General features: G+C 73.0%; 26 protein-coding genes and 1 riboswitch. Of the genes, 15 read left to right on the top strand and 11 right to left on the bottom strand.

All coding sequences use genetic code 11. The annotated features are described in order from the left end of the window. Window positions 1–64: 64 nt before the first annotated feature. On the bottom strand, window positions 65–1216 hold the full coding sequence (gene nagA / locus AB4039_RS20625) for an N-acetylglucosamine-6-phosphate deacetylase (protein ID WP_266840717.1): 1152 nt from the start codon (window positions 1214–1216) through the stop codon (window positions 65–67). Beyond that, on the bottom strand, window positions 1216–2148 hold the full coding sequence (locus tag AB4039_RS20620; RefSeq protein ID WP_266841790.1) for an ROK family protein: 933 nt from the start codon (window positions 2146–2148) through the stop codon (window positions 1216–1218). Before AB4039_RS20620 ends, nagA begins: the two co-directional genes overlap by 1 nt. A gap of 210 nt (window positions 2149–2358) precedes the next feature. On the opposite strand from AB4039_RS20620, the gene AB4039_RS20615 reads away from it, so the two are divergent. The 3 genes from AB4039_RS20615 (at window position 2359) to otsB (ending at window position 4877) form a co-directional block, all read left to right on the top strand. Further along, window positions 2359–3660, top strand: a complete 1302-nt coding sequence (locus tag AB4039_RS20615; RefSeq protein ID WP_266840718.1) for an extracellular solute-binding protein — start codon at window positions 2359–2361, stop codon at window positions 3658–3660. A gap of 67 nt (window positions 3661–3727) precedes the next feature. Next, window positions 3728–3964 carry a DUF3263 domain-containing protein gene (locus AB4039_RS20610; RefSeq protein ID WP_030232458.1) on the top strand — a complete coding sequence of 79 codons (237 nt, stop codon included), beginning with the start codon at window positions 3728–3730 and terminating at the stop codon, window positions 3962–3964. A 55-nt stretch (window positions 3965–4019) separates the two neighbouring features. Then, entirely contained in the window at window positions 4020–4877 is an 858-nt protein-coding gene (otsB, locus tag AB4039_RS20605) for a trehalose-phosphatase (RefSeq protein WP_266840719.1), read from the top strand. 97 nt (window positions 4878–4974) lie between these two features. Here the strand turns inward: otsB and AB4039_RS20600 are convergent, their stop codons facing one another. Next, complete coding sequence (locus AB4039_RS20600; protein WP_266840721.1) at window positions 4975–5598, bottom strand: TetR/AcrR family transcriptional regulator; 624 nt, start codon at window positions 5596–5598, stop codon at window positions 4975–4977. A 92-nt stretch (window positions 5599–5690) separates the two neighbouring features. On the opposite strand from AB4039_RS20600, the gene AB4039_RS20595 reads away from it, so the two are divergent. Next, window positions 5691–6425, top strand: coding sequence for a hypothetical protein (locus tag AB4039_RS20595; protein ID WP_442271444.1), 735 nt, complete (start codon window positions 5691–5693; stop codon window positions 6423–6425). Here the strand turns inward: AB4039_RS20595 and AB4039_RS20590 are convergent. Next, window positions 6398–7864: an alpha,alpha-trehalose-phosphate synthase (UDP-forming) gene (locus AB4039_RS20590; RefSeq protein WP_442271443.1), complete on the bottom strand. Its 1467-nt coding sequence runs from the start codon at window positions 7862–7864 to the stop codon at window positions 6398–6400. The genes AB4039_RS20595 and AB4039_RS20590 overlap by 28 nt on opposite strands. A 62-nt stretch (window positions 7865–7926) precedes the next feature. Further along, a complete protein-coding gene (locus tag AB4039_RS20585; protein WP_266840726.1) occupies window positions 7927–8877 on the bottom strand; it encodes a glucosyl-3-phosphoglycerate synthase in 951 nt (316 codons plus the stop codon). Between the two features lie 195 nt (window positions 8878–9072). Further along, a riboswitch (SAM riboswitch) is annotated at window positions 9073–9232 on the top strand. Between the two features lie 17 nt (window positions 9233–9249). Here AB4039_RS20585 and thrC point away from each other — a divergent pair. The 6 genes from thrC to AB4039_RS20555 all read left to right on the top strand — a co-directional run bounded on the left by thrC (window position 9250) and on the right by AB4039_RS20555 (window position 14968). Then, entirely contained in the window at window positions 9250–10539 is a 1290-nt protein-coding gene (gene thrC / locus AB4039_RS20580; RefSeq protein WP_442271442.1) for a threonine synthase, read from the top strand. A 34-nt stretch (window positions 10540–10573) separates the two neighbouring features. Further along, window positions 10574–10849, top strand: a complete 276-nt coding sequence (locus tag AB4039_RS20575; protein WP_266840729.1) for a MoaD/ThiS family protein — start codon at window positions 10574–10576, stop codon at window positions 10847–10849. A gap of 384 nt (window positions 10850–11233) precedes the next feature. Beyond that, window positions 11234–11443 carry a cold-shock protein gene (locus tag AB4039_RS20570; RefSeq protein ID WP_030232479.1) on the top strand — a complete coding sequence of 70 codons (210 nt, stop codon included), beginning with the start codon at window positions 11234–11236 and terminating at the stop codon, window positions 11441–11443. A 319-nt stretch (window positions 11444–11762) separates the two neighbouring features. Beyond that, complete coding sequence (gene groL, locus AB4039_RS20565) at window positions 11763–13385, top strand: chaperonin GroEL (protein WP_266840732.1); 1623 nt, start codon at window positions 11763–11765, stop codon at window positions 13383–13385. Window positions 13386–13570: 185 nt separating this feature from the next. Further along, window positions 13571–14185 (top strand): phosphoribosylanthranilate isomerase, encoded by a 615-nt coding sequence (locus AB4039_RS20560; protein ID WP_442271441.1) that lies wholly within the window; start codon window positions 13571–13573, stop codon window positions 14183–14185. Window positions 14186–14227: 42 nt separating this feature from the next. Next, the gene (locus tag AB4039_RS20555) at window positions 14228–14968 is read left to right on the top strand and encodes a beta-glucanase (protein WP_442271440.1); all 741 of its coding nucleotides are present in this window, start codon (window positions 14228–14230) and stop codon (window positions 14966–14968) included. Between the two features lie 234 nt (window positions 14969–15202). Here AB4039_RS20555 and AB4039_RS20550 read toward each other — a convergent pair whose 3' ends face one another. From AB4039_RS20550 to AB4039_RS20540, 3 genes are all read right to left on the bottom strand, one after another. After that, on the bottom strand, window positions 15203–16738 hold the full coding sequence (locus AB4039_RS20550; RefSeq protein WP_442271439.1) for a PTS transporter subunit EIIC: 1536 nt from the start codon (window positions 16736–16738) through the stop codon (window positions 15203–15205). A gap of 93 nt (window positions 16739–16831) precedes the next feature. Further along, a complete protein-coding gene (gene murQ, locus AB4039_RS20545; protein WP_266840738.1) occupies window positions 16832–17755 on the bottom strand; it encodes an N-acetylmuramic acid 6-phosphate etherase in 924 nt (307 codons plus the stop codon). Then, on the bottom strand, window positions 17752–18639 hold the full coding sequence (locus AB4039_RS20540; RefSeq protein ID WP_266841792.1) for a MurR/RpiR family transcriptional regulator: 888 nt from the start codon (window positions 18637–18639) through the stop codon (window positions 17752–17754). The genes murQ and AB4039_RS20540 overlap by 4 nt, the downstream gene beginning before the upstream one ends. 230 nt (window positions 18640–18869) lie before the next feature. On the opposite strand from AB4039_RS20540, the gene AB4039_RS20535 reads away from it, so the two are divergent. Then, a complete protein-coding gene (locus AB4039_RS20535; RefSeq protein ID WP_266840739.1) occupies window positions 18870–19247 on the top strand; it encodes a hypothetical protein in 378 nt (125 codons plus the stop codon). 7 nt (window positions 19248–19254) lie between these two features. Beyond that, window positions 19255–19521, top strand: a complete 267-nt coding sequence (locus AB4039_RS20530; protein ID WP_266840741.1) for a DUF4031 domain-containing protein — start codon at window positions 19255–19257, stop codon at window positions 19519–19521. Window positions 19522–19586: 65 nt separating this feature from the next. On the opposite strand, the gene AB4039_RS20525 is transcribed toward AB4039_RS20530, so the two are convergent. Both AB4039_RS20525 and AB4039_RS20520 read right to left on the bottom strand, forming a co-directional pair. Further along, window positions 19587–20807 carry a Cmx/CmrA family chloramphenicol efflux MFS transporter gene (locus tag AB4039_RS20525; protein WP_266841794.1) on the bottom strand — a complete coding sequence of 407 codons (1221 nt, stop codon included), beginning with the start codon at window positions 20805–20807 and terminating at the stop codon, window positions 19587–19589. A gap of 114 nt (window positions 20808–20921) precedes the next feature. After that, window positions 20922–21584 (bottom strand): hypothetical protein, encoded by a 663-nt coding sequence (locus tag AB4039_RS20520; RefSeq protein ID WP_266840743.1) that lies wholly within the window; start codon window positions 21582–21584, stop codon window positions 20922–20924. Window positions 21585–21703: 119 nt separating this feature from the next. On the opposite strand from AB4039_RS20520, the gene AB4039_RS20515 reads away from it, so the two are divergent. Next, the gene (locus AB4039_RS20515) at window positions 21704–22390 is read left to right on the top strand and encodes a copper homeostasis protein CutC (RefSeq protein WP_266840745.1); all 687 of its coding nucleotides are present in this window, start codon (window positions 21704–21706) and stop codon (window positions 22388–22390) included. 313 nt (window positions 22391–22703) lie between these two features. Here AB4039_RS20515 and AB4039_RS20510 read toward each other — a convergent pair whose 3' ends face one another. Beyond that, window positions 22704–24779, bottom strand: a complete 2076-nt coding sequence (locus tag AB4039_RS20510) for a HelD family protein (RefSeq protein ID WP_442271438.1) — start codon at window positions 24777–24779, stop codon at window positions 22704–22706. A gap of 306 nt (window positions 24780–25085) precedes the next feature. On the opposite strand from AB4039_RS20510, the gene AB4039_RS20505 reads away from it, so the two are divergent. Next, the gene (locus tag AB4039_RS20505) at window positions 25086–25271 is read left to right on the top strand and encodes a hypothetical protein (protein ID WP_266840749.1); all 186 of its coding nucleotides are present in this window, start codon (window positions 25086–25088) and stop codon (window positions 25269–25271) included. A 64-nt stretch (window positions 25272–25335) separates the two neighbouring features. Continuing rightward, a partial coding sequence (locus tag AB4039_RS20500) for a glycosyltransferase 87 family protein (protein ID WP_442271437.1) occupies window positions 25336–26099 on the top strand: 764 nt, incomplete at its 3' end.

The following is a 26099-nucleotide window of genomic DNA, read 5'->3' as shown; positions in this document are numbered from 1 at the left end:
AATACCGGGCGGCGGGCCCAGTCCCGAGGGCCCGCCGCGTCGCTCCGTACCGCCGGAAGGCCGCTCAGGACAGCGGGTTGACGATCCATTCGCCGCGCCGCATGACGCCCTTGAGGTCGAACGCGGCGTCGAGGACGACCAGGTCGGCGTACTTGCCCGGTTCCAGCGAGCCGACCTCGTCGTAGAGGCCGAGGAGTTTCGCAGGGTTGGCCGAGATCGCCTGGACCACGGATTCGACGGGCAGCCGGTCGACGGTCACCGACCGTTTGAAGGCGGTGTCCAGGGTCAGGGTGGAGCCCGCGATGGAGCCGCCCTCCACGAGGCGGGCGACGCCGTCCTTGACCTCGACCTCCAGCGGACCGAGGTGGTAGGTGCCGTCGCCGAAGCCGGCCGCGTCCATGGCGTCGGTGATCAGCGCCACGCGGTGGGCGCCGGCGTGGTGGAAGGCCAGCTCCAGCATCGCCGGGTGCAGGTGGGTGCCGTCGTTGATCAGCTCGACGGTGACCCGTTCGTCCTCCAGCAGGGCGGCGATCGGCCCGGGGGCGCGGTGCTCCAGGCCGGGCATCGCGTTGTAGAGGTGGGTGGCGACGGTCGCGCCGGCGTCGATGGCCTGGCGGGTCTGGTCGTACGTGGAGTCCGTGTGGCCGATCGCGGCGATGACCCCGTGCTCGGCCAGCAGCCGTACGGAGTCCAGTCCGCCCGGCAGTTCGGTGGCGAGGGTGAACATCCGGGCGGTGCCGTGCGCGGCGTCGACCAGCTTGCGGACCTCGGCCGGGTCGGGGTCGCGGAGCAGGTCCGCCTTGTGCGCGCCCTTGCGGCAGGGGTTGATGAAGGGGCCCTCGAAGTGGACGCCGGCGATCTCGCCCTGCTGGGTGAGCTCGGCGAGCAGGGCGGCGCGCCGGGCCAGTTCGTCGAGGTCGCCGGTGACGGTGGAGGCGGTGAGGGTGGTGGTGCCGTGCTCGCGGTGGGTGCGTACGCCCCGGAGGACCTCCTCGGCGGTGCCGGAGGTGAAGGAGGCCCCGCCGCCGCCGTGGTTGTGCATGTCCACGAAGCCGGGGACGATCCAGTGCCCGGACAGGTCGACGATCTCGGCGCCCTCGTGGGCGCTGCCCGCGATGCGGTCGCGCTCGACGATGACCCGGCCTCCCGCGACGGTCCCGGTGGGCAGCACCACCCTGGCGCCGGAGAGAACGGTGCTGTGTGCGCTTCCGGACATCAGGCAGGTACCTCCGTGGCGAGTAGGTCCCAGGCGAGCAGCCCTGCGCCCAGGCATCCGGCGGTGTCCCCGAGGGCCGCCGGAACGATCTCGGGCAGCCGCTGGAACGTCACGCGCTCCTCGACGGCCGTCCGAAGTGGTGTGAACAAGGTTTCCCCCGCCTCGGCCAGCCCGCCACCGATGATCAGCGTGCTCGGGTCCAGCAGGGTGATCGCGGTGACCAGTCCGTCGGCGAGGGCGCCGATCGCGGTGAGCCAGACCTCGCGGGCGCGCGCGTCGCCGGACTCGACGGCCTTGGCGCAGTCGGCCGCGTCGGCCGCCGGGTCGCCGGAGGCGGCGGCCCAGGCGCGGGAGACGGCGGAGGCGGAGGCCAGGGTCTCCAGGCAGCCGTGCTGGCCGCAGCCGCAGGCGGGACCGCCGGGACGGACCACGATGTGGCCGATCTCGCCCGCGTAGCCGTGCGCGCCGGCCTCGATGCGGCCGGCGATGCCGATGGCACCGGCGATGCCGGTGCCGAGCGGGACGAACAGGAAGCGGTCGGTGCCCCGGCCCGCGCCGATGCGGCCCTCGGCGAGCCCGCCGGTGCGGACGTCGTGCCCGAGGGCGACGGGGACGCCGCCCAGGTGGGCTCCGAGGAGCGCCCGCAGCGGGACGTCGCGCCAGCCGAGGTTGGCGGCGTAGACGGCGATGCCCCGTTCGGCGTCGACGATGCCGGGGACGGCCACTCCGGCGGCGGAGGCGGTCGTGCCGAAGCGTTCGAGGCCCAGGCGCAGCAGCTCGTCGGCGAAGTCCAGGATCGTCTCGACGACGGCTTCGGGGCCCCGCTCGCGGCCGGTGGCGCGGCGCGCCTCGTGCAGCAGGTTGCCGTCCCGGGCGATGAGGGCGGCCTTCATCCCGGTGCCGCCCACATCGAGGGCGATGACGTGTTTCACGGGTTTCACAGGAGACAGTCTCGCGTGCTCGGGAGGGAAAGGTCTAGTCCATTGAAGGGATTGTTGAGCCGCCATACAAATTCGGGACCCTGGTCCGGATACGGTCCGGACACAGTCCGGGCGCCACGCCGTTCCGGTTGTGGAGGAGCCGTCAAAGTGGTGTAGACCTTACGTCGAATCGTACGTACAAACAGGGGTGGATCGAGAACCGTGAAGGGCCGTTACCTGAGCCTGGCCGCTACCGGGGCCGCACTGTGCCTGACGGCGACGCTGACGGGCTGTGGAACCGTGTCGGGTCTCAGCGGGGACAACGAGGTGACCCTGCGGGTCGTGGCGGCCGATTACGGCGACAATCCGCAGAACTCCTCCGCGACCTACTGGAAGGGACTCGCCTCCTCCTTCGAGAAGGACAACCCCGGCGTGCACGTCGAGGTCAGCGTCTACTCCTGGTCGGAGGTCGACGCCAAGGTCGCCGCGATGGTCAAGGCGGGCAAGGCCCCCGACATCGCGCAGATCGGCGCCTACGCCGACTACGCCGAGGCGGGCAAGCTCTACACCGCCGACGAGCTGCTCTCCGTCAACACCGAGGCCGACTTCCTCGCACCGCTCGCCGACGCGGGCAAGGTCAAGCGGGTCCAGTACGGGATGCCCTTCGTGGCCAGCACCCGGCTGCTCTTCTACAACACCAAGCTGCTCGGCGACGCCGGAGTGATACCCAAGGACGGCTCGACCCCCTGGCAGCCCAAGAGCTGGGCGGACCTGGAGGCGGCCGCCAAGAAGCTCAAGGGCGCGGGCGTGCCCACCCCCTTCGCGCTGCCGCTGGGCCGCGAGGAGGCCCAGGCCGAGTCGATGATGTGGATGCTCGCGGGCGGCGGCGGCTACACCGACAACGAGGAGGCGTACGCGATCGACTCCCCGGAGAACGTGAAGTCCTTCGAGTTCCTGCGCGACAAGATGGTCGGGCAGGGCCTGACCGGCCCGGTCGAGCCGGGCAAGCTGGACCGCCAGGCCGCCTTCGACGCCTTCACCCGCGGCGAGGTGGGCATGCTCAACGGCCACCCCACCCTGCTCAAGCAGGCCGCGGGCAAGGGCGTGAAGTTCGGCATGGTGCCGATGCCGACCACCGACGGTGCCGACCACTCCGCGATGGGCGTCGCGGACTGGGTGATGGCCTTCAAGAACGGCCACAAGAAGGAGGCCGGGAAGTTCCTGGACCACCTGTACTCGGCGAAGAACGTGACCGCCTTCACGTCCATGTACGACCTGCTGCCCGTCACCACCAGCGGCTACCGGGCCATGGACGCGAGCACGGGCGGCTCGGCGGCCCAGCTGAAGACCTTCCTGACCGCCCTGCCGACGTCCCGCCTCTACCCGGTCGGCAAGAAGTCCTGGGCCGGGGTCAGCGAGGACATCAAGCAGAAGATCGGACAGGTCGTCCAGCCGGGCGGACAGCCCGAGAAGGTCCTGGAGGACATCGCGACGAGCGCACGCAAGGCGGACGGCGACCACTGAGGCGGCGGCGCCCGCCGCCGGCGCCCCGCGCGGGGGCACTGTCGGCGGGCGGCGTTAATCTGGCCGTATGACGGACGACGGGCGGCTGACGGCCACGGAGGCCGCCGTGCTCGCGTACGAAGGCCGCACCTGGCCCGGGCCCGGCGCCAAGGAGCGGGCGATACGGGAAGGGCTCGGCCTGACCCCCGTCCGCTACTACCAGCTGCTCAACGCCTTGATGGACGATCCACGGGCGCTCGAACACGCACCGGGCACCGTCAACCGGCTCCGGCGGATCCGCGAGGCCCAGCGGGCCCGGCGGTAGGTGACTGTCCGCGAAGGGGTGGGCGCGTCCGGGCGTCGCCGGTAGGGTCATCTGCATGGGGAGCCATCCGCACGACCTGCCGATGCCCGTGCCCGCCACCGCAGCCGGACGCGAGGGACTCGAAGCCCTCCTCCGCGCACCCCGCGACGCCGTCGTCGCCCTCGACTTCGACGGCACCCTCGCCGACATCGTCCCCGACCCGGACCAGGCCCGCGCGCACCCGGACGCCGTACCGGCGCTCGCCGCGCTCGCCCCGCGGGTCGCGGCCGTCGCCGTGGTCACCGGCCGCCCGGCCGGGGTCGCCGTCCGCTACGGCGGCTTCGCCGGAGTACCCGGTCTGGAACACCTCGTCGTCCTGGGCCACTACGGTGCCGAGCGCTGGGACGCCGTCACCGGCATCGTGCACGCCCCCGCCGAACACCCCGGAGTGGCCGCCCTGCGGGCCGAGCTGCCGGGCTTCCTCGACGCCATCGGCGCGTGGCGCGGGACCTGGATCGAGGAGAAGGGCCGCGCGCTGGCCGTGCACACCCGGCGGGCCGAGGACCCGGAGGCGGCGTTCGCCGCCCTGCGGGAGCCCCTCGCGGAGCTCGCCGCCCGCCACGGGCTGATGGTCGAGCCCGGCCGGGCCGTGCTGGAGCTGCGTCCGCCGGGCATGGACAAGGGCGTCGCCCTGACGGAGTTCCTGGAGGAGCGGCAGGCCGGGGCCGTGCTCTACGCGGGGGACGACCTCGGGGACCTCGCGGCGTTCTCGGCGGTCGAGAAGCGCCGGGCCGACGGCCTGCCGGGGCTGCTGGTGTGCAGCGGCTCCGCGGAGGTCCCGGAACTCGCCGCCCGCGCCGACCTCGTCCTCCCGGGCCCGGCCGCCGTGACGGCCTTCCTCGCGACCCTCGCCGGGGCCCTCCGCACCGCCTGACCCGCCGGGCCCGGGGGCCCGCCCGTGCGGGGAGTGCGGGACCACGGGATCAGGGGACCACGGGATCAGGGGACCACGGCATCAGGGGACCACGGGATCAGGGGATCAGCGTCGCGAGGCCGGCGCAGATCAGGCGCACGCTGAGCAGGAACTTCTCGTCCTCCCCGTGGGCCGAGGCGGCGGCCACCGTCAGCGGGAAGCGTTCCAGCAGCGCGGCGACGTCCTCGGGCCCGACGGGCGCCTCCGGGGACTCGCTCTGCTCCTGGAGCACGAAGCCCGTGAGGTGGCTGAGCAGCGCGTCGGCCCCGACGGCGCAGTCCGCCTCCGGCACGCCGGCCGCGCGCAGCGTCTCCAGCAGCCGCTCCATCACCGACAGCGCCCCGGTGCTGAGCACCTTCGGGCTGTCGGCGAACATCACCGCGCCCCCGGCGTGGCGCCGGATGCCGTCGCGCAACGTGAGGGCCTGGGCCTCCACCCGTTGCTGCCAGCCCGCGCCGGGATCCAGCGCGGCGAGGGCTGCGGTGCCGGCGTCGTAGGCCTGCCGCGCCACCCGGTCCGCCATCAGCCGGACCAGCACGCCCTTGCTGGGCACGTGGTAGTAGAGGCTGCCCGCCTTCGCGTCGAGCCGCTGGGCCACGCGCCGCATGGACAGGCCGTGGTAGCCGGACTCGGCGAACTCCGCCATGCCCGCGTCGATGATGCGTTCCTTCGTCAGCTTCACGGGGCCAGCCTACGCCCATTTCTAACACTGTTTGAAAATGCCCGTCCGAAGGGCTACTGTCATCCCACGACGACCGGAGGGGGGTGGCGGCGATGGGCGCGATCGTGTTCAACGTGACCACGGCGGCATTGATGGTGATGATGTTCAACGGGGGCCTCGACCTCCTCGGCCGGGACACCCTGCGCGGGCGCCGTATCCCCTGGGCGGCGGTGGCCCTGACCGCCCTCGCCCTCGCCGGGGTCGTCACGCAGCTGTGCTGGTCCGGGGCCATGGACGCCCTCGACGACGACCCCGCCGAGAGCGGGTGGTGGCGGGTCGTCACCGCCGTGTTCATGCAGAACGGCGGCCTCCTCGGCGGCGCCTGGAACATCGCCACCCTCGCCGCCGTCGCCGCGCTGGCCGACTGGTTCTGGGGAGCTCCCCGCACCCTGGCCCTGTTCCTCGCCGGGATCCTCCTGCCGGAGCACCTCGACGCGCTGCTCGGCGTGGGCGGCCACCACAGCACCGACCCCCGCAACTTCGCCGGGAGCTCCGGCGCCACCTACTTCCTCGGGGCCACCCTCGCCGCCGCCCTCCTGCTCCGCGCCCTGCGCTCGCGCCGCGTCGCCGCGGCCGAGGGGAACCCCGCGGCCGGCCCCACCAAGGAGCTGCTGCTCGCCGCCGGGGTGCCCGCACTCGGCCTCGTCCTCTGGTTCGCCCAGGCCAACGGCCACGGCCTGGTCTCCTGCTACGGATTCCTCCTCGGCGCCCTCGCCCTGTGCCTCCCGGGCCTGCGGCCCGCGACCGCGACCGCCCCCGCTCAGACCCCGGCCAGCGCCGCCAGCTGAGCCTCGAACCAGGCCGCCGGGGGCAGCGCCGTGGCCGCCGCGGCCAGCCGCTTCGTCCGCTCCGCCCGCTCCGCCCGGGGCATGGACAGCGCCTCGTGCAGGGCCTCGGCCGTCGCGGTGACGTCGTACGGGTTCACCGTGATCGCGTCGCCCTTCAGCTCCTCGTGCGCCCCCGCCCCGGTCGACAGCACCAGCGCGCAGCCGTCCTCCGAGACCACCGGGATCTCCTTCGCGACCAGGTTCATGCCGTCCCGCACCGGGTTGACCAGCGCCACGTCCGCCATCCGGTACGCCGCCAGCGAGCGCGCGAAGTCGTCCTCGACCGACACCAGCACCGGCTGCCAGTCCGCCGTCCCGAACTCCTCGTTGATCTCCGCCGCCAGCTCCCGCACCGAGTCCGTGTACGCCCGGTACACCGCCAGGTCCTGCCGGGACGGGTACGCGGAGGCCAGGTGCACCACCCGCTCCCGCCACTCGGGGTGCGTGACGAGCAGCTCCCGGTAGGCCAGCAGCCCGCGCAGGATGTTCTTCGACAGCTCGGTGCGGTCCACGCGGACGATCGTCATGCGGCCCGCGACCTCCGCCCGCAGCGCGGCCAGCCTGTCGTCCACGACCGGCCGGTGCGCGAGCGCGCGCAGGTCGTCCGCGTCGACGCCGAGCGGGTACTGCCGGACTTCGGTGAACCGCTTCGGGCCGTGTCCGCGCCCGTCGGCGGCCGCCTTGCGGTGCCACACCCCGCGCTCCGGGACCCCGCTGGGCAGGGACGGCTCCGCGATGCCGGTCGCGTCGTCCGCGTTGGCCCCCGTAATGAAGTTCACCGACCAGCGCCAGGCGTGGAAGCCCAGCTGGTCCGCGCCGAGCATGCCCCACACCAGCTGGGAGCGGACGTCGTCCGGGAGCATCCCCATGAACTCGTGCGACGCCCACGGGGTGTGGGTGAAGTGCGCGATCCGCAGGTCGGGGCGCAGCTCGCGCAGCTGCCCCGGGACCAGGGCCAGGTGGTAGTCCTGCACCAGGACGCGCGCCCCCTCGGCGGCCTCCTCGGCCAGCGCCTCGGCGAAGGTCCGGTTGTAGGCGACGTACGCCTCCCAGTGCCGGCGGAACGCCGCGTCGAAGACCGGCTCGCGCGGGACGTCGTAGAGGTGGTGGTGGGTGAACCAGAGCACCGAGTTGGCGATGCCGTTGTACGCGCCGTCGTACACGGCCGGGTCGATGTCCAGCATCCGCACCCCCGGCTCGGAGGTGCCCCGGCGCACCGCCTCCCGGTCGGCGTCGGAGAGGGCCGCGCAGATCCAGAGGGCCCCCGGCTGCTTCGCCAGGGCCGCCGACAGGCCGGAGACGAGCCCGCCCCCGCCGCGCCGGGCACTGAGCGTGCCGTCGTCGGAGAGGACGTAGGAGAGCGGGCCGCGGTTCGCGGCGACGAGTACCTGAGAAGCCATGGGGCGAACCTAGCCCGGTCCGCCCCGGCTCAAACTCGTGTGCGGCACCGCTCCGGCGGCCGTCAAGCGACGCGGCGGCCCGCGTACTCCTTGATCTCCGCCATCGGCGGCCGCTCCTCGGTGTCCACCGCGTAGGTGCGCGGAACGAACCCGTCCGGCCCCCGCTCGAACTGGGTCAGCTCCGGCCGCACGAGGTGCGCGCGCGAAAGCCGGACCTGCGCCGTCCGGTAGATCGCGGCGGCCATCCGGCCCAGCGCCCGCCCGTCCTGGTGCCGGTGCAGCCGGACCCCGACGTCGACCTGGGCCAGCGCGTCCAGCCCGACCGTGTGCAGCGCGTCCACCAGCAGGCCCAGCTCGACGCCGTAGCCGACGGGGAAGGGGAGGCGTTCCAGCAGGGAGCGCCGTACGGCGTACTCGCCGCCGAGCGGCTGCACGAAGCCGGCCAGCTGCGGCCAGTGCAGGTTGAGCAGGGGGCGGGCGACCAGCTCGGTCACCCGGCCGCCCTGGCCGGGGGCGTCCGCGAGCGGGCGGTCGTACATGGCCTTGACGAACTGCACCTGCGGATCCGTCAGCAGCGGGCCGACGATCCCGGAGACGAAGGACGACGAGAAGTCCCGCAGGTCGGCGTCGACGAAGCAGACCACGTCACCGGTGGTGGCGAGCAGCGAACGCCACAGCACCTCGCCCTTGCCGGGCAGCGCGGGGATCCGCGGCAGCAGCGCGTCCCGGTGCACGACCCGGGCGCCGGCCTTGGCCGCGACCTCCGCCGTACGGTCGCTGGACCCGGAGTCGACCACCACCAGCTCATCGACCAGGGGGGTCGGCAGGCCGTCGATCAGATCGCGCCGGATCACCTCCACGATCTCCCCGACCGTCGCCTCCTCGTCGAGCGCGGGCAGCACCACGCTGACCGTCGTCCCGGCCGCCCGTTTCCGGTCGAGCAGCTGGTCGAGCGGTCGGTCGGCGGCGGACCAGGAGCGGTCTGCCAGCCAGCGCTCCACCTCATCCAGCACCCTCAGCACTCCCTGGTTCCTCGGTGACCCTCGGCGATATCGGCCGATATGTGATCCATCTCGCGGTTCGGACGGCTGTCTCAACCGCCCTGCCCTTCGGTTACAGTCTTGAACAACGCGAGGGACCACGGCATGCCGGGGTCCCCGCGCACAAACGCACCGGCGCGCCACAGAGCGCGTGTGCCGGTGCCATACCGCTCATCCAGAGGGGCAGAGGGACACGGCCCGTTGAAGCCCCGGCAACCCTCCAGTCGGTTCTCGCGATGCGTTTTCGACACGCACCCCCGCGAGGTCCCCGGCTAGGGAAGGTGCCAATTCCGTCTCATGGCGAAGTGCGCCATGGGGAAGATGAGGAGAAAGGGCCTCGCCGTCATGGCTGCACAGACTGTCGCCACCTCTACCGACCTCGGTTCCGTCGATCTCGGACCCGCCACCGGCCTTTCCTGTCGCGAGTGCGGCACCCGCTTCGAGCTCGGCCCGATCTTCGCGTGCGTCGAGTGCTTCGGCCCGCTGGAAGTCGCCTACGACCTGCCGCTCGGCGACCCCGAGGCGCTGCGCGCCGCGATCGAGGCCGGCCCGAACAACATCTGGCGCTACGCCCCGCTGCTGCCCGTCCCCGCCGACGTGGCCTCCAAGCCCAGCCTGAACCCCGGCTTCACCAAGCTCGTGGACGCCCGGAACCTGGCCAAGGAGCTGGGCGTCACCGGCAAGCTGTACGTCAAGGACGACTCCGGCAACCCGACGCACTCCTTCAAGGACCGCGTCGTGGCCATCGCCGTCGAGGCGGCCCGCGCCTTCGGCTTCACCACCCTGTCCTGCTCCTCCACCGGCAACCTGGCCGGCGCCGTCGGCGCCGCGGCCGCCCGCGCCGGCTTCCGCTCCTGCGTGTTCATCCCGCACGACCTGGAGCAGGGCAAGGTCGTCATGGCCGGTGTCTACGGTGGCGACCTCGTCGGCATCGAGGGCAACTACGACGACGTCAACCGCTTCTGCTCCGAGCTCATCGGCGACCCGCTGGGCGAGGGCTGGGGCTTCGTCAACGTCAACCTCCGCCCGTACTACGGCGAGGGCTCCAAGACCCTGGCGTACGAGATCTGCGAGCAGCTCGGCTGGCAGCTGCCCGACCAGATCGTCATCCCGATCGCGTCCGGTTCCCAGCTGACGAAGATCGACAAGGGTCTGCAGGAGCTGATCAAGCTCGGCCTGGTCGAGGACAAGCCGTACAAGATCTTCGGCGCCCAGGCCGAGGGCTGCTCCCCGGTCTCCACCGCCTTCAAGGCCGGCCACGACGTGGTCCGCCCGCAGAAGCCGGACACCATCGCCAAGTCGCTGGCCATCGGCAACCCGGCGGACGGCCCGTACGTCCTGGACATCGCCCGCCGCACCGGTGGCTACGTCGAGGACGTCAACGACACCCAGGTCGTCGAGGCGATCAAGATCCTGGCGCAGACCGAGGGCATCTTCGCCGAGACCGCGGGCGGCGTGACCGTCGGTGTGACGAAGAAGCTCATCGAGAACGGGCAGCTCGACCCGGCGCTGACCACCGTGATCCTGAACACCGGTGACGGCCTCAAGACCCTGGAGGCGGTGGCCGCGGACAGCGGTCAGACCGCCACCATCCGCCCGAGCCTRGACGCGTTCCGCGCCGCCGGCCTGGCCTGACCCTTCCCACGACTCCCGGAAAGGCGGTAGCGCCATGAGCGTCAACGTCCGCATCCCCACCATCCTGCGCACCTACACCGGCGGCGTCGCCGAGGTCCCGGCCGAGGGCTCGACCCTGGCCGAGGTCATCGAGTCCCTGGAGAAGAGCCACCCGGGCATCGCCGCGCGCGTCCTGGACGACCAGGGCAAGCTGCGCCGCTTCGTGAACGTCTACGTCAACGACGACGACGTGCGCTTCGAGGGCGGCCTGCAGGCGGCGACGCCGGACGGCGCCGGCGTCTCGATCATTCCTGCCGTCGCGGGCGGCTGAGACCCCGAAAAGTAGAATTGCCCCCTCCGCTAATAAGCGGAGGGGGCAATTCTGCTTGATTGGGCGCGGTAGAGTTGGGGAAGTCCCCTCCGGTGCTCTTGCCCGCCGCATATGAGCGGGCCCCGTGAGGGTTGACATTGAGTCAACATGCGTGCGCCCTTTGGGGCTTTGGCGAAGATTGTCTGGCCCGAGTTGCCCTGCCATATGCCAAATTTTCACTCTATTTCTATGTTTCCGCGTGTCCAGAATTCTCGTCGGATTGACCTGTTGCAGACAGCAGCGGTGCGGATACATTCAGCCCCGGTCGAGGCGTTCCGGCGCAAGTTCTGACCCGGGACCGCGAAGTGCGGTACCGCGCAAGGGCCAGTAATAGGGGAGTTAGGCATGGCTCAGGGCACCGTCAAGTGGTTCAACGCGGAGAAGGGCTACGGCTTCATCGCGGTCGACGGTGGTGCGGATGTGTTCGTCCACTACAGCGCCATCCAGATGGACGGGTACCGCACCCTTGAAGAGGGTCAGCGGGTCGAGTTCGAGATCTCGCAGGGCCAGAAGGGTCCGCAGGCGGACATGGTCAAGCTCGCTGCTGCCGGCTGAGACCGAGCGCGATCGACCACCGACGCAACAGACGTACGAGGGGCCCGCATCCCGGTCACGGGATGCGGGCCCCTCGTGCGTCGCCCCGCCGGAGAGGCCGGAAGCCGCCCGGCATTGCCCGAAGCCGCTTGCACTCGCGGGGGTCGAGTGCTAATCATTGGCGTTAGCACTCTCCAGGTGAGAGTGCTACTAAGACGAGGACCGGGTCGGTGAGGCCCGACGGGTCCGGCGGGAAGGAACCGCCGGCTCCGCAGGCCGTCCGTCGCGGGCGCGGGCGCGGTCCGGAGCAATCCACCCCTGTCCGGGAGGACCACTTCAGATGGCCAAGATCATTGCGTTCAACGAGGAGGCCCGGCGCGGTCTCGAGCGTGGCATGAACCAGCTCGCCGACGCCGTCAAGGTCACCCTTGGCCCCAAGGGTCGCAACGTCGTCCTTGAGAAGAAGTGGGGCGCCCCCACGATCACCAACGATGGTGTCTCCATCGCCAAGGAGATCGAGCTCGAGGACCCGTACGAGAAGATCGGCGCCGAGCTGGTCAAGGAAGTCGCCAAGAAGACGGACGACGTCGCCGGCGACGGTACGACCACCGCCACCGTCCTCGCCCAGGCCCTCGTCCGCGAGGGTCTGCGCAACGTGGCCGCGGGTGCCAACCCGATGGCCCTCAAGCGTGGTATCGAGAAGGCCGTCGAGGCCGTCTCCGCCGCCCTGCTCGCCCAGGCCAAGGACGTCGAGACCAAGGAGCAGATCGCTTCCACGGCCTCCATCTCCGCCGCCGACACCCAGATCGGCGAGCTCATCGCCGAGGCCATGGACAAGGTCGGCAAGGAAGGCGTCATCACCGTCGAGGAGTCGCAGACCTTCGGTCTGGAGCTTGAGCTCACCGAGGGCATGCGCTTCGACAAGGGCTACATCTCGGCCTACTTCGCGACCGACATGGAGCGTATGGAGGCGTCCCTGGACGACCCGTACATCCTGATCGTCAACTCCAAGATCGGCTCGGTCAAGGACCTGCTGCCGCTCCTGGAGAAGGTCATGCAGTCCGGCAAGCCGCTGCTGATCATCGCCGAGGACGTCGAGGGCGAGGCCCTGTCGACCCTGGTCGTCAACAAGATCCGCGGCACCTTCAAGTCCGTCGCCGTCAAGGCCCCGGGCTTCGGCGACCGCCGCAAGGCCATGCTCGGTGACATCGCCATCCTCACGGGCGGCACGGTCATCTCCGAGGAGGTCGGCCTCAAGCTGGAGAACGCCGGTCTCGACCTGCTCGGCCGCGCCCGCAAGGTCGTCATCACCAAGGACGAGACCACCATCGTCGACGGTGCCGGTGACAGCGACCAGGTCCAGGGCCGCGTCAACCAGATCCGCGCCGAGATCGACAACTCCGACTCGGACTACGACCGCGAGAAGCTCCAGGAGCGCCTCGCGAAGCTGGCCGGCGGCGTGGCCGTCATCAAGGCCGGTGCCGCGACCGAGGTCGAGCTCAAGGAGCGCAAGCACCGCATCGAGGACGCCGTTCGCAACGCGAAGGCGGCCGTCGAGGAGGGCATCGTCGCCGGCGGTGGCGTGGCCCTGCTGCAGGCCTCCTCGGTCTTCGAGAAGCTGGAGCTCACCGGTGACGAGGCGACCGGCGCCAACGCCGTGAAGCTCGCGCTGGAGGCCCCGCTGAAGCAGATCGCCGTCAACGGTGGTCTTGAGGGCGGCGTCGTCGTGGAGAAGGTGCGCAACCTGGCCGTCGGCCACGGTCTGAACGCCGCCACCGGCGAGTACGTCGACATGATCGCCGAGGGCATCATCGACCCGGCGAAGGTCACGCGCTCCGCGCTGCAGAACGCCGCGTCGATCGCCGCGCTGTTCCTGACGACCGAGGCCGTCATCGCCGACAAGCCCGAGAAGGCCGGTGCCCCCGCGGGCGGCGGCATGCCGGGCGGTGACATGGACTTCTGATCGGCCCCTGGCTGATCGGCTGTTCTCGAACGAGGGCGGCACCCCCTGCGGGGGGTGCCGCCCTCGGGCGTTTCCGGGTGGCCCGGAAGCCGCTGGTGTCGATCGCGAAGGGTGGGGCGCGGCCGGTCGCGCCCGGGTGCCGAGACGGGGCGCCGCCGATCGGGGGGCTTTGGTTGACTGGGGGTATGAGCGATCTCTTCGTGAAGATCTGCGGGCTCAAGACGGCCCGCGACGTCGACGTGGCCGTGGAGGCCGGGGCCGATGCCGTCGGGTTCGTGTTCGCGCCCGGCAGCCCCCGGACCATCGGGGCCGCTGCGGCGCGCGAGCTGGCCGCGCGGGTGCCCGCCGGGGTGCTCACCGTCGGGGTGTTCCGGGGGCAGTCCGTCGAGGAGGTGCGCCGGTTCACCGAGGAGAGCGGCGTACGCGGCGTGCAACTGCACGGGGACGAGCCGCCGGCGCACTACGAGGCCCTGCGCGCGCCGGGCCGCACCCTGCTGCGCGCCACCGCCGCGCGGGTGGAGCGCTGCGGCGAGTACGGGGAGGACCTGCTGCTGATCGACGCGCCCGACCCGGGTTCCGGCAAGCCCTGGAACTGGGGTTCTGCGGATTTCGTCGCCCCCGAGGGCCGTTGGCTGCTGGCCGGCGGGCTGAATCCGGGCAATGTCCGGGAGGCCGTCGCGGCGACCCGGGCCTGGGGTGTGGACGTCTCCAGCGGGGTCGAGAGCGAGCGCGGGGTGAAGTCCCCGGACCTGATCAGGGCCTTCCTTTCCGCAGCGCAATCATATGATTACTCTGAGTGAGAACGGCCGCGTGAGCCGCCGTCGGGCGGGCACAACGCCCGTATGGAACCGGAAACGTTCGGATGGCTGCGGCGCCTGACGCGCCGCCTCGCTCCCGGAGGTGGAGGCGGAGGGCTGCCCGGGCTCGCCCCGCGCCGTACCCCCGCCTTCACCGCCGACTTCACCTCGACCACCCAGTGGGTGGCCGGCCGCTCCTGGGCCTATCCAGACGGCGGCCCGGTCAACCCGGGCGACAACAAGCTCGACCACCTCGTCGCCGACCCCGCCTACAGCCGCGGCGGGACCTTCCTCGCGACCCTGCGCCCCGACGGGAACTGGGACACCGGACTGCTCACCACCGAGGGCAGTGACGAGGGGTTCATGGTCCGCACCGGCGACGTGCTGGAGGCGCGCGTACGGCTGCCCGCCGAGACGGGAGCCTGGCCCGCGATCTGGACCTGGCGCGACGGCGGCCAGGAGATCGACGTCTTCGAGTACCACCCCGACAACCCCGACCTGCTCGAACTCTCCAACCACGTCCGCGAGGCACACCGCTACTACCGCGACCCCGCCGTCCGGCCCGGAGCCTGGGTCGACCTGGTGGTCGAGTTCGGCAGGACCTCGGTCGTCTGGTGGGTCAACGGCGCGCGCGTCTTCTCCGACCGCCGGGGCGTGGGGCGCAGCTGGCGCGCGTACCTCATCGTGAACCTGTCGGTGTCGGCCGGGCGGTACCACCCGGCGCCCGGCCCGGAGCTGACGCGGATGTCCTACGAGGTCTCGCAGCTGCGGGTGTACCGGGCCTGAAAGCGGCGCGGGGCGCGGGCCTTGGGGCCCCGGGGGAGCGGAGCCGGCGCGGGCCCGAACCCGTGACCTCGGCACATCGGGTGCCCGGTCGCCCGTACGGGTGGATTCTCCAGGTCCGTGCCCGGGGGTGCGGACCGGGGCGACAGGGGCGAATGATCGCCTCTGGACGACGACTTCAGCGCCAACCGCAGCGGCGAGGGCGCCGGGGCACCGCCGCCGCCCCGCGGTCCGTCCCTACGCCGGCACCGGCTGCTTCCGCGGACCGGCGGCCGGGCTGTCCGCCGCCGGGTCCGGGTCGGTGTCGAGCTCGGCCAGCATCTGCCGGGTGAAGCCGAAGAAGTAGGTCGCGGCGAAGCCGACCAGGTAGCCGACGGCGAGGCCGCCCGCGTAGACGGCGACGGTGGCCCCCATGCCCGCCTTGCCGGCCAGCAGCGGGAAGAGGGCCCAGCCCGAGGGGCCGATCGCGGTGGAGCCGAAGCCGATGCCGAGCTGGTTGAAGAGGCCCACGAAGGCCCCGCCCGCCGCGCCGCCCGCGCAGGCGGTGACGAAGGGGCGGCCCAGTGGCAGGGAGACCCCGTAGATCAGGGGCTCGCCGACGCCCAGGAAACCGGCCGGGAGCGCGGACTTGATGGTGGTGCGCAGCGAACGGTTGCGCGGGAGCCGGCAGTAGACGGCGATGGCCGCGCCGACCTGGCCCGCGCCCGCCATGGCCAGGATGGGCAGGAGCACCGTGTAGCCGGTCTGCTCGATGAGGGTGGTGTGGATGGGGATCAGGGCCTGGTGCAGGCCCAGCATCACCAGGGGGAGGAAGAGCCCGCCCAGTACGAGCCCGGCGAAGGCGCCGCCGGTGGCCAGCAGCCAGGTGGCGAAGGTACCGATGGCGGTGGAGACCGCGCCGGCGAGGAACATCAGGCCGAAGAGGGTGACCAGGCCGGAGACCAGCACGGTGAGGGTGGGGGTGACCAGTACGTCCAGGGTCTCGGGCACCCACGTGCGGCACCACTTCTCCACCTGGACGGCGAGCAGCGCCGCCGCGAGCGCGCCGAGGACGCCGCCCTGGCCGGGGGAGAGGTGCTGGCCGAAGGCGTCGATCTTCGCGACGCCGGGGAAGACGATGATCGCGGCGGCCGCGCCGCCGAGGACCGGGGTGCCGCCGAACTCCTTGGCGGTGTTGTGGCCGACGAACACCGCGATCAGGGACATGAAGCCGGAGGAGATCGCGGCGAGGGCGGGGACGAGCGCCGGGAGCCAGCCGAGGTTGGTGAGCATGCCGTTCAGGCCCGCGATGATCCCGCAGCCGATGAGGGCGGGGATCAGCGGGACGAAGATGTTCGCGACGCGGCGCAGGAACAGTTTGAACGGGGTGGCGTTGCGGGCCTTCTGGGCGTCCTTCAGCGCCGCTCCACGGTCGGCCAGTTCGGCCGAGGTGACGGCGGGGTGCGGCGCCGCGGCGGGTGCCGGGGCGGGTGCGGGGGCGGTTCCGGGGGCGGGCGCCGGGGCGGCCTGCGTGCGGGCCTCGGCCACCAGGGCCTCGAACTCGGGGGTGACGCGGGCGACGGTCCCGGGGCCCAGCACGATCTGGTACGTGTCGTCCTCGACCACGCCCAGGACCGCCGGGAGGGCCTTGAGTTCCTCGTGCCGGACGAGCGAACGGTCGCGCAGTGCGATGCGCAGGCGGGTCATGCAGTGGGCGATGGAGGTGATGTTGTCCGGGCCGCCGACCAGAGGAAGGATCGCGGCGGCTGTGGCGCGGTTCTTGTCAGTGGACATGGTGGTGGTTCGCCTTGCGTCGGGGGAGCGGGCGGGGTCCATCGGTACGGGTGAGGCAGCGGTACGGGTGGGGTTCAGCGGTACGGGCGGGGTTCAGCGGGCCTCGGCGAGTGCGGCGCGCAGGTGGCCGCCGGAGGCGGCGAGGAGGGCGGCGGCGGTCGGGCCGTCGACGCCGCCGAGGATCACCAGGATGGCGTTCTTGACCTCGCCGTCCGTGGCGGTGAGGGCGGCCTCGATCTCCGCGTCGGGCGCGCCGGTGGCCAGGGTGACGATGCGGCGGGAGCGGGCGCGCAGCTTCTCGTTGGAGGCGCGCACGTCGACCATGAGGTTCCCGTACGTCTTGCCGAGGCGGATCATCGTGACGGTCGAGATCAGGTTCAGGACGAGCTTCTGCGCGGTGCCCGCCTTCAGCCGGGTGGATCCGGTGAGCAGCTCCGGGCCGACCACGACCTCGATCCCGTGCTCGGCGGCCGCGGCGAGGGCGGAGCCGGCGTTGCACGACAGCCCGACGGTGAGCGCGCCGCGGGAGCGGGCGAACTCGACGGCGCCGATCGCGTACGGGGTGCGGCCGGAGGCGGAGATGCCGATGACGCTGTCGTCGGTGGTCAGGCCGAGGGCGGTGAGGTCCGCGGCGGCCAGCTCCGCGGAGTCCTCGGCGCCCTCGACGGCCTTGACCATCGCGGTGGGGCCGCCCGCGATCAGGCCGACGACCTGCTCCGGATCGGTGTTGAAGGTGGGCGGGCACTCGCTGGCGTCCAGGACCCCGAGGCGGCCGGCGGTGCCCGCGCCCGCGTAGACGAGGCGCCCGCCACGGGCCATCCGCGCGGCGATCCCGTCGACGGCGGCGGCGATCTGGGGCAGCCGGCCGGCCACGGCGGCCGGGACGGTGGCGTCCTCGGCGTTCATGACGCGGGCGATCTCCAGGGTGGGGAGCCGGTCGATGTCCGCGAGTTCGGGGCGGAAGGCCTCGGTGGTCAGGGTGTCGAGCTGGGCGCGGAGGGCGGCGTACGCGGTCATGGGCGGGACTCCTGGCGGGCGGTGCGGGGCGCGGTGGCGCGGTGGCGGGGGGCGAGGGCCTCGTAGGACGCGGCGAGCGCGGGCGCGGCCGTCTCGTAGGTCCGCTGCGCGACGCCGACGAACAGGCAGTCGACGACGAGGAGCTGGCTGGTCCGGCTCGACATGGCGGCCGGGCGCAGCCGGCTCTCGCGGGCGGCCGAGGTGGCCAGGACGAGGTCGGCGTAGTGGGTGACGGGCGAGGAGGGGCTGCCGGTGACGGCGATGGTGGTCGCGCCCCGTTCGAAGGCGTGGCGCAGCGGGTCGATGACGTCGCCCGTGCCGCCGGAGTGGGTGACGGCGACGGCCACGTCCCCGGGCCGGAGCTGGACGGAGTTGGTGACGGCGAGGTGGGGGTCGTGGTGGGCGTGTGCGATCAGGCCGATGCGCAGCAGCTTCTGTGCGAGGTCCTGGCCGACGAGGGCGGAGGCGCCGACGCCGTAGACGTCGATGCGACGGGCGGTCGCGAGGGCGTCGACGGCGGCGGACAGCTGGGCCAGGTCGAGTGCGGCGGCGGTGTCGGCGAGGGTCTGCGCCTCTTCGTGGGCCAGCTTGGCGACGACGTCGCAGAGGGGGTCGTCGACGGCTATGCCGGCGGTGACGGCGGGGGCCGCGTCGGACTCCTGCCGGCCCGCGAGCGCGGCCAGGGCCAGGCGCAGGTCGCGGTAGCCGGGGTAGCCGAGGAGGCGGGCGGTGCGGACGACGGTGGCCTCGCTGGTGCCGGTGCGTTCGGCGAGGGCGGTGACGGTGAGCCGGGAGCACCCGGCGGGATCGGCGGCGACGGCTTCGGCGACGACCCGCACGGACCGTGTCATGGACGCTCCGAGCCCGCGGATCCGGGCCCGCAGGGCGGAGGGGGTGGGCGCGGGGGCCGCGTCGGGGGCCGGACCGGCCGGATCGGTGGCCGGTGAGGGTGCCGGTGCGGTGGCGAAGGTTTCTTTCGCGCTCTGGCTCACCCTTGAAAGCTATTTTCGCGGACTGGGGGCGTCAAGGTGCACGGGGTCCCGGCGCGCCGGGACTTCGGACCCCCGGCGAAAGGGCCTTAGCCACCGGCCCGGTACGGGTCCACAATGGGCGCATGGACCACGCGACCCCCCTGGAACAGGCGCTGCATGTCGCCCGTGCACTTGTTCTCGCCGACATCGCCGCCGGCGAGGTCGCCGATGCCGACGTCGTCTCCCTCGTCGAGGACTCGGTCACGCACCGCCGGTGGTGGGTGGAGCAGTGGCCCGAGGGGGTCGACTACCTTGCCGGACTCGTCGCGCAGGACGTGAAGGACGCGCTGCTGGAGAAGTACGGACGCTGGCCGCTGTGCCCCGTGTGCGCGCACGGGGAGCCGCACGCGCTGGACGTGGAGCCGGAGCTGGGGCCTGATCCGCACTGGGTGTGCTCCGAGGCGGGCGTGCGGGTGGCGGCGGTGGGCGGCCTCGGGCCCGTCTTCCATCCGGGCCGGTGAGCCGCCCGTGACGGTGTACATCGACCCGCCGGTCTGGCCGGGGCACGGCCGCATGTGGTCGCACCTGGTCAGCGACGTCTCGTACGAGGAGCTGCACGCCTTCGCGGCGGGCATCGGGTGCCCGCCCCGGGCCTTCGAGCGGGACCACTACGACGTGCCCTCGCACCGGTACGCGGACGCGGTCGGGGCGGGGGCGGTGGAGATCGGCAGCAAGGAGCTGGTGCGCCGGCTGACGGATGCGGGGCTGCGGCGGCCGAAGAGCCGCCCGGCCTGAGGCCGGTCCCCCGGGCCCCGGGCCCGGCGCCGGTACGGGCCGCGGGCCTTGGCGGCCGGGGTGGGTCAGGCCTCGGCCGGCTGGGGCGCGGGGGCCGGGGCGGCGGTGCCCGAGGCGATCACCGTGCTGGCGGTGGGCGGCGTACGGCGGTCCAGGCGCAGGGCGATCACGGTGAGGGCGATCGCGGCGAGGGTCATGGCGGCGCCCGCCCAGGCGGGGCTCGCGAAGCCGTGTCCGGCGTCGATGACGGTGCCGCCGAGCCAGGGGCCCCCGGTGTTGCCGAGGTTGAACGCCGCGGTGGTGGTGGCTCCGGCGAGGGTCGGGGCGGCGCCCGCGACGTTGAACATGCGGGCGTTGAGGGCGGGGGCGGTGAAGAACGCCGAGACGCCCAGCAGGAAGGACAGGGCGATCGCGGCCGCCGCGCTGGGGGCCAGGACCGTGAGCGCCGCGAGGAAGACCGTGGAGGCGGTGATGCCCCAGATCATCACCCCGAACAGGTGCGCGTCGGCGATCCGCCCGCCGATGGTGGTGCCCACGAGCGCGCCGACGCCGAAGAGGCCGAGGATCCACGGCACCCACGCCGCGTCCAGCCCGGCCACGTCCGTGAGCAGGGGCGACAGGTAGCTGAAGGCGCAGAAGACGCCGCCGGCGGCCAGCGCGGTGATGCCGATGGACAGCCACACCTGGCGGTCGCGGTAGATGCGCAGCTCGCGGCCGAGGCGGGGCTTCTCGGCGGGCAGCGGGATCTTCGGGATCAGGGCCAGGATGCCGGCGAGGGCGAGGGCGGAGGCCGCTCCGACCGACCAGAACGCGGCCCGCCAGCCGAACCGCTCGCCGAGGAAGGCGCCGGCCGGGACGCCGAGGACGTTGGCGATGGAGAGTCCGCCGATCATGACGGACATGGCGCGTGCCCGCTGGTCCCGGTCCACCATGGCGATGGCGACGGCCGCGCCGACGGCCCAGAACCCGGCGCAGGCGAGGGCGGAGACCACGCGGGAGGCGAAGAGCAGCCCGTACGTGGGGGCCAGCGCGCCCGCGACCTGCCCGAGGCCGAAGAGGCTGATGAGGGCGACGAGGGTGGTGCGGCGCGGCAGACGGAGGGTGGCGACGGCCAGCAGCGGGGCCCCGACGACCATGCCGATCGCGAAGGCGGAGATCAGCAGGCCCGCCTGCGGGATCGTGACGTCCATGTCCTCGGCGATGGGCGGCAGCAGCCCGGACAGCATGAACTCGCTGGTCCCGAGTGCGAAGACGGACAGGCCGAGGATGTAGACGGCAACGGGCATGCGGGGGCGTACGGGGGCTGCGGGCATGTCCTTCACGAACCGGCGGGGCGGAGGGCGCATTCCCGGCGGGGCGGAGTGTGTCAGGTCGGAGGAGGCGCCGGGGGCCCGGTCGGGTCAGGTGAGCTGCCGGAGTTCCGCCGTGAGGTTGTCGCGGGCCGGGGCCTCCCAGTGCTCTGCGCCGTGGGGGGTGCGGAAGAGGCGGGGGAGGGCGAGCAGCTGGCGCAGGACGGCGGCGCGGCCGGTGCGGAAGGCCTCGTCGGGGACGAACGCGTACTCCTCGCGGACGGCGGCGGCGTACGCGGCGTAGGCCTGCGGTGCACCGGCGAGGACGGCGAGGTCGGCGTCGCAGAGGACCTCGCCGTCGCTGTCGCCGGGGGCGGGGTCGTGGGTGACGGTGAGCCGGACCAGGCGGGCGACCTCGGCGGTGCGGGCTGGGTCCACGCCGAGTTCCACGAGGGCGCGCTCGGCGAGGGCGGCGCTGCGTTCCTCGTTCTCGGAGCGGTCGGGGCGGTAGACGGCGTCGTGGAACCAGGCGGCGAGCTCCACGGCGCTGGGGTCGGCGGCGTGCGGGGCGAGTACGTCGACGCGGTCCAGTACGTGGGCCAGGTGCGCGGTGGTGTGGTACCGGCGGTGCGGCTCCGCCCAGGCGGCGAGGAGGCGGTCGGCGTAGGGGCCGGGGTCGTGGGCGGCTCCGGCGGCGGTGGCGGTGGCCCGCCAGCGGGCGCGCAGGGCGGCGGTGTCGGCGGTGGCACCGCTGTGCGGGGTGGCTGCGTTCATGCGCACATTGTGGGGGTGGCGCGATAGCGCTGGTGGAGTGCGGTGGTGGGCCCGTACCCTGGATATTGGACTAGACCTATTTTCCCTATCCGGACAACCGGAACAAAGGACGGCATCGAATGAGCAACCGTGCGCTCCTGGAGGTGATCGCCCTCGACGCGCAGGACGCGGTCGCCGCGCAGGCCGGTGGGGCGGACCGACTCGAAGTGATCACCGATATGGCCGCCGACGGGCTCACGCCGTCGCGCGAGACCTTCGCGGCGATCCGCTCGGCGGTCGACATCCCGCTGCGCGTGATGCTCCGCAAGGCCGACGGGTTCGCGGCCGGCGATGTCTCCCGGCTGGTGGAGGCGGCGCGGGGGATGCGGGCGGAGGGGGCGACGGAGTTCGTCCTCGGGTTCCTGAACCCGGACGGCGGCGCGGACCTGGCGGCGGTCGAGGCGGTCGTGGCGGAGCTGGACGGCTGCCGCTGGACCTTCCACCGGGCCATCGACCGGGCCGCGGACCGCGACCAGCTGCGCAAGGCGCTCGCCGACCTGCCGGGGCTCGACACCTACCTGACGGCGGGGTCGGCGGCCGGGGTCTCGGAGGGGCTGCCCGTGCTGCTGGCGGAGGCCGCGCGGGCGGGTGAGCCGGGGTACGGGGCGCGGATGCTGGTCGGTGGGGGGCTGGGCCTCGGTCACGTGCCGGTGCTGCGCGAGGCGGGCGTCGACGCCTTCCACATCGGTGGCGCGGCGCGGCCGTCGGGCTGGGACCATCCGGTCTCGGCGGCGGCGGTGGCGCGGTGGCGGGAGGCGGTGGGCTAGCCGTTGCCCTGGCCGGGCGGGGTGGGGGTGGCCGTTGCCCTGGCCGGGCCTTTGCCGTGACCGGGCGGGGTCGGGGACGCCGTTGCCGTGGCCGGGGGCTGCGGGGTGGCCGGGGTCGGTGCCGGGGTGGGGTGTCGTCCGGGACTGCATGATTTATGGCGCCCTGTCCGGGGCTGCGTTGGCGGCTGGGTACCTCGCGCCAACACATCACGTTTTACGTCCCGGCCAACACCCCACCCCGTCCCCGCCCCCGGCTGCTTCGTGGCCCGGCAAAGCCGGCCTCGTCGGCGGTTGAGGCGCCGGGGGCTGGGGGTCAGGGGGTCAGGGGTGGGGGGAGGGGGGCCGTGTGGAGGGCTGTGAGGCCCGAGACCGCGCGGGTGAGGCAGACGTAGAGGCGCCGCAGGCCGGTGCGTTCGTCCGGTTCGCCGGAGACGATGGCGGCGGGCTCGTCGAGGACGACGTAGTCGTACTCCAGGCCCTTGGCCAGCGAGGCCGGTACCAGCGTCAGCCGCGACTGCGCCGTCGTCTCCTCGCCGGGAGACAGGTACGGCAGCCCCGCCGCCAGCAGCGCTTCCGCCAGTACGGGGATCCGCGCGTCCGCCGCGATCAGGCCGATGGAGCCCTCGTGCGCGAGGGAGTCCCGGCAGGCCGTCACGACGTCCGCGGTCAGGTCCGCCGTCTCGGAGACCACCAGGGACCCCGGGGTCTCGCGGACCGAGGACACCGGGGCCAGGCCCGGCGAGATGGAGGGCAGCAGCCGTGACGCGTACGCGATCACCTCGCGCGGCACGCGGAAGCCCGCCGTGAGCTCCTCCACCGCCGCTTCCGGCTTGCCGAGGTGGGTGAGGGCCTCGTCCCAGCTGCGGGTGGCCCACGGGGTGGTGCCCTGGGCGAGGTCGCCGAGGACGGTCGCGGAGCCGGTCGTGCAGCGGCGTCCGACGGCCCGGTACTGCATCGGGGACAGGTCCTGGGCCTCGTCGAGGACCACGTGGCCCAGGGAGTGGGTGCGTTCCACCAGGTCAAAGGCCTCGTCGATGAGGACGAGGTCCGCCGCCGACCACTTCGCCGACCGCACGCTGCGGAACGGCTTCGGCCACAGCAGGAGCTTCTGTTCGTCCTCGGTGAGGATCCCGTCGGCGTGTGCGGCCAGGAACTCCGGGTCCGACAGGAGGCGCAGCACCAGCTTCGCCGGTTCCACCAGCGGCCAGACCGCCTTGACGGCCGCCTTCACCGCCGCGTTGCGGGCCACCGCGTCCTGCACCCGGTCGTCGGGGGCCTCGCCCGCCTGTTCCATGCGGACGAGGACCGCGTGGGCGATCCGCTGCGGGAGGGCGTCGCGGGCCGCCCCGTAGCGGATGTCGCGGTCCTGGAGTTCGGAGACGATCTCGGCGAGTTCGTACGCCGGGACGCGCCAGCGGCGCGAGCCGCGGACCACCATGAGGGGTTCGGCCGGCTCGGTGACGTGGGAGCGGACCGCGCGGCGCAGGACCGTCGCCATCCGGGCGTCGCCCTTGACCACGGCGGTTTGGGCGGTGTCGGTGCCGCGTACCTCCAGGCCCTCGCGGGCGACGAGGTCGTCGACGGTGGCCTGCTTCACCTCCAGTTCGCCCAGGGCGGGCAGGACCTGCTCGATGTAGTGCAGGAAGGAACGGTTCGGCCCGATGACGAGGGTGCCGGTCCGGGCCAGCCGCTCGCGGTGGGCGTAGAGGAGGTAGGCGACGCGGTGCAGGCCGACGGCCGTCTTTCCGGTGCCCGGGCCGCCCTGGACGCAGACCGATCCGGACAGGCCGGAGCGGACGATCTCGTCCTGTTCGGGCTGGATCGTCGCGACGATGTCGCGCATGGGGCCGACGCGCGGGCGCTCGATCTCCTGCTGGAGGAGCTTGCTGACGGCGGCCGCCTCGGCCGGGTCGGACAGGTGCTCGTCCTCGTACGCGGTGAGCTCGCCGCCGGTGTAGCCGAAGCGGCGGCGCAGCGCGATGTCCTGCGGGTCCTTCTTCGAGGCGCGGTAGAAGGGCTGCGAGACGGGCGCGCGCCAGTCGATGACCATCGGGTCGCCGTCGGCGTCGTGGACGTGGCGGCGGCCGATGTAGAACTGTTCGCCCTCCGCGCCCTCGGCCAGGTCCGCGCCCGGGGCGTGCAGGTAGTCGAGGCGGCCGAAGAAGAGCGGGGTGTGGGTGAGGTCGGCGAGGGCCTTGATGCGGTCGTCGATCTGCGCCTGGAGGACGATGGCGTTGACCCAGTTCGCGGTGACGTCGCGGATGTCGAGGGCCTCCACGTCCTCGCGCATGGCGCGCAGGGCGGCGCGCGAGGCGCTCAGGTGGCCGCGTTCCCGGCCGAGCGGGTCGGCCGTGGCGTCGGGGGTGGTTTCAGGGGCGTGCGCGGGCACGGGACTGCCTCCAGCTGTGCGGCAACAGAAGCCCGCCGGTTGCCGTCCGGCGGGTGGCTCTCCCCGGTACGGCGGCGGGAGGCGGCAAGAGCGGCGATTGTAGTCAGCGCGGCAGGCCGGCGCGAACGGATTACCGGGTCCGAGGTCCCGTGGGGGCAGGACCTCCGTACGGGTGTCATACGGGGGAGTGTCAGACCTCGGGGGTGCCACTAGAGGGCGGCATGGGCCGTGAGGAGGACGCCGGGGCCCGTGCGGTTCCGCCCGCAGGGCGATGTGGAGCGGGCGGCACAGGCGCACCATGGATACATGAGCACCGCAACCTTCACCCCACTTCAGGGCGGCCGCCCGAGCGGCGCGACCGCCACCTCCGAATCCCGGCACCGTCACCTGTTCGGCGACGTGCTGCGCGCCGCGAAGGTCTTCGCCACGACCGCCGTGAGCGTCGTCGTCCTGGGCGAGTACTCCGAGGACGCCGGCGTCATACGCCGCTGACCGGTCGGCCCGCGATGGCCTGATACCGGCGGCACCTCCGCGCTGATCCACTAGGGTCACGCGCGTGACCCGCAGCTCCGATTCCGCCCGCTCGCCGTCGCCCCTGGTCGGTGTGCTGGTCACGGGCTCGCTGCTCGCGCTGGGCGTGCTGTGCGTGGTCCTGCGCATCCCGACCGCCGACGCCCTGCTGTACGGCTTCTCCGGGGCCGAATGGCGTCCGCCCGCCGCTTATCCGCCGTTCGCGACGATCCTGTTCACGCCCGCCGCCTGGCTGCCCGCCGGGGTGCTCAAGGCCGTCCTCGTCCTCGGGAACGGCTGCCTTCTCGCCCTGCTGGTCCTGCTCTCCTGCCGCCTCGCCGGCCTGCGGGCCCGGCCGGGCGCCGTCCTCGCCGCCACCATCGCCGGTCTGTGGCTGGAGCCGCTGTTCCAGAGCCCGCTGCCCGGCCAGATCAACCTGGCGCTCGCCTGCCTCGCCGTCTGGGACCTGGGCCGGCCGCGCGCCGCGCTCGGCAAGGGCTTCGCGCTGGGCACCGCCGCCGGGATCACCCTGACCCCGGCGGTCTTCATCCCGTACCTGCTGCTCACCGGCCGCGTCCGGGCCGGGCTGACCGCGCTGGCCGGCTTCGCCGGGACCGCGCTGCTCGGCCTGCTGGTCCTCCCGCAGGCCTCCGCCGACTTCTGGGCCCGCCACCTGTCGGCGGCCGGGCGGGCCCTGCTGCTGGACCGGCCGCACCTGTGGGTGTGGTGCGTACCGTTGCTCGCCGTCCTGACCGGGGCGGCCGCCCGCCGGCGGCGGCCGGGGCGGCCGCGCCCGCGGCCGCTCCCGGC

Origin of the sequence: Streptomyces sp. M-16, assembly GCF_052114405.1 — a bacterium.
In the GTDB taxonomy this organism is placed as follows: Bacteria; Actinomycetota; Actinomycetes; order Streptomycetales; family Streptomycetaceae; genus Streptomyces.
This window is presented reverse-complemented; position numbering and strand designations above follow the sequence as displayed.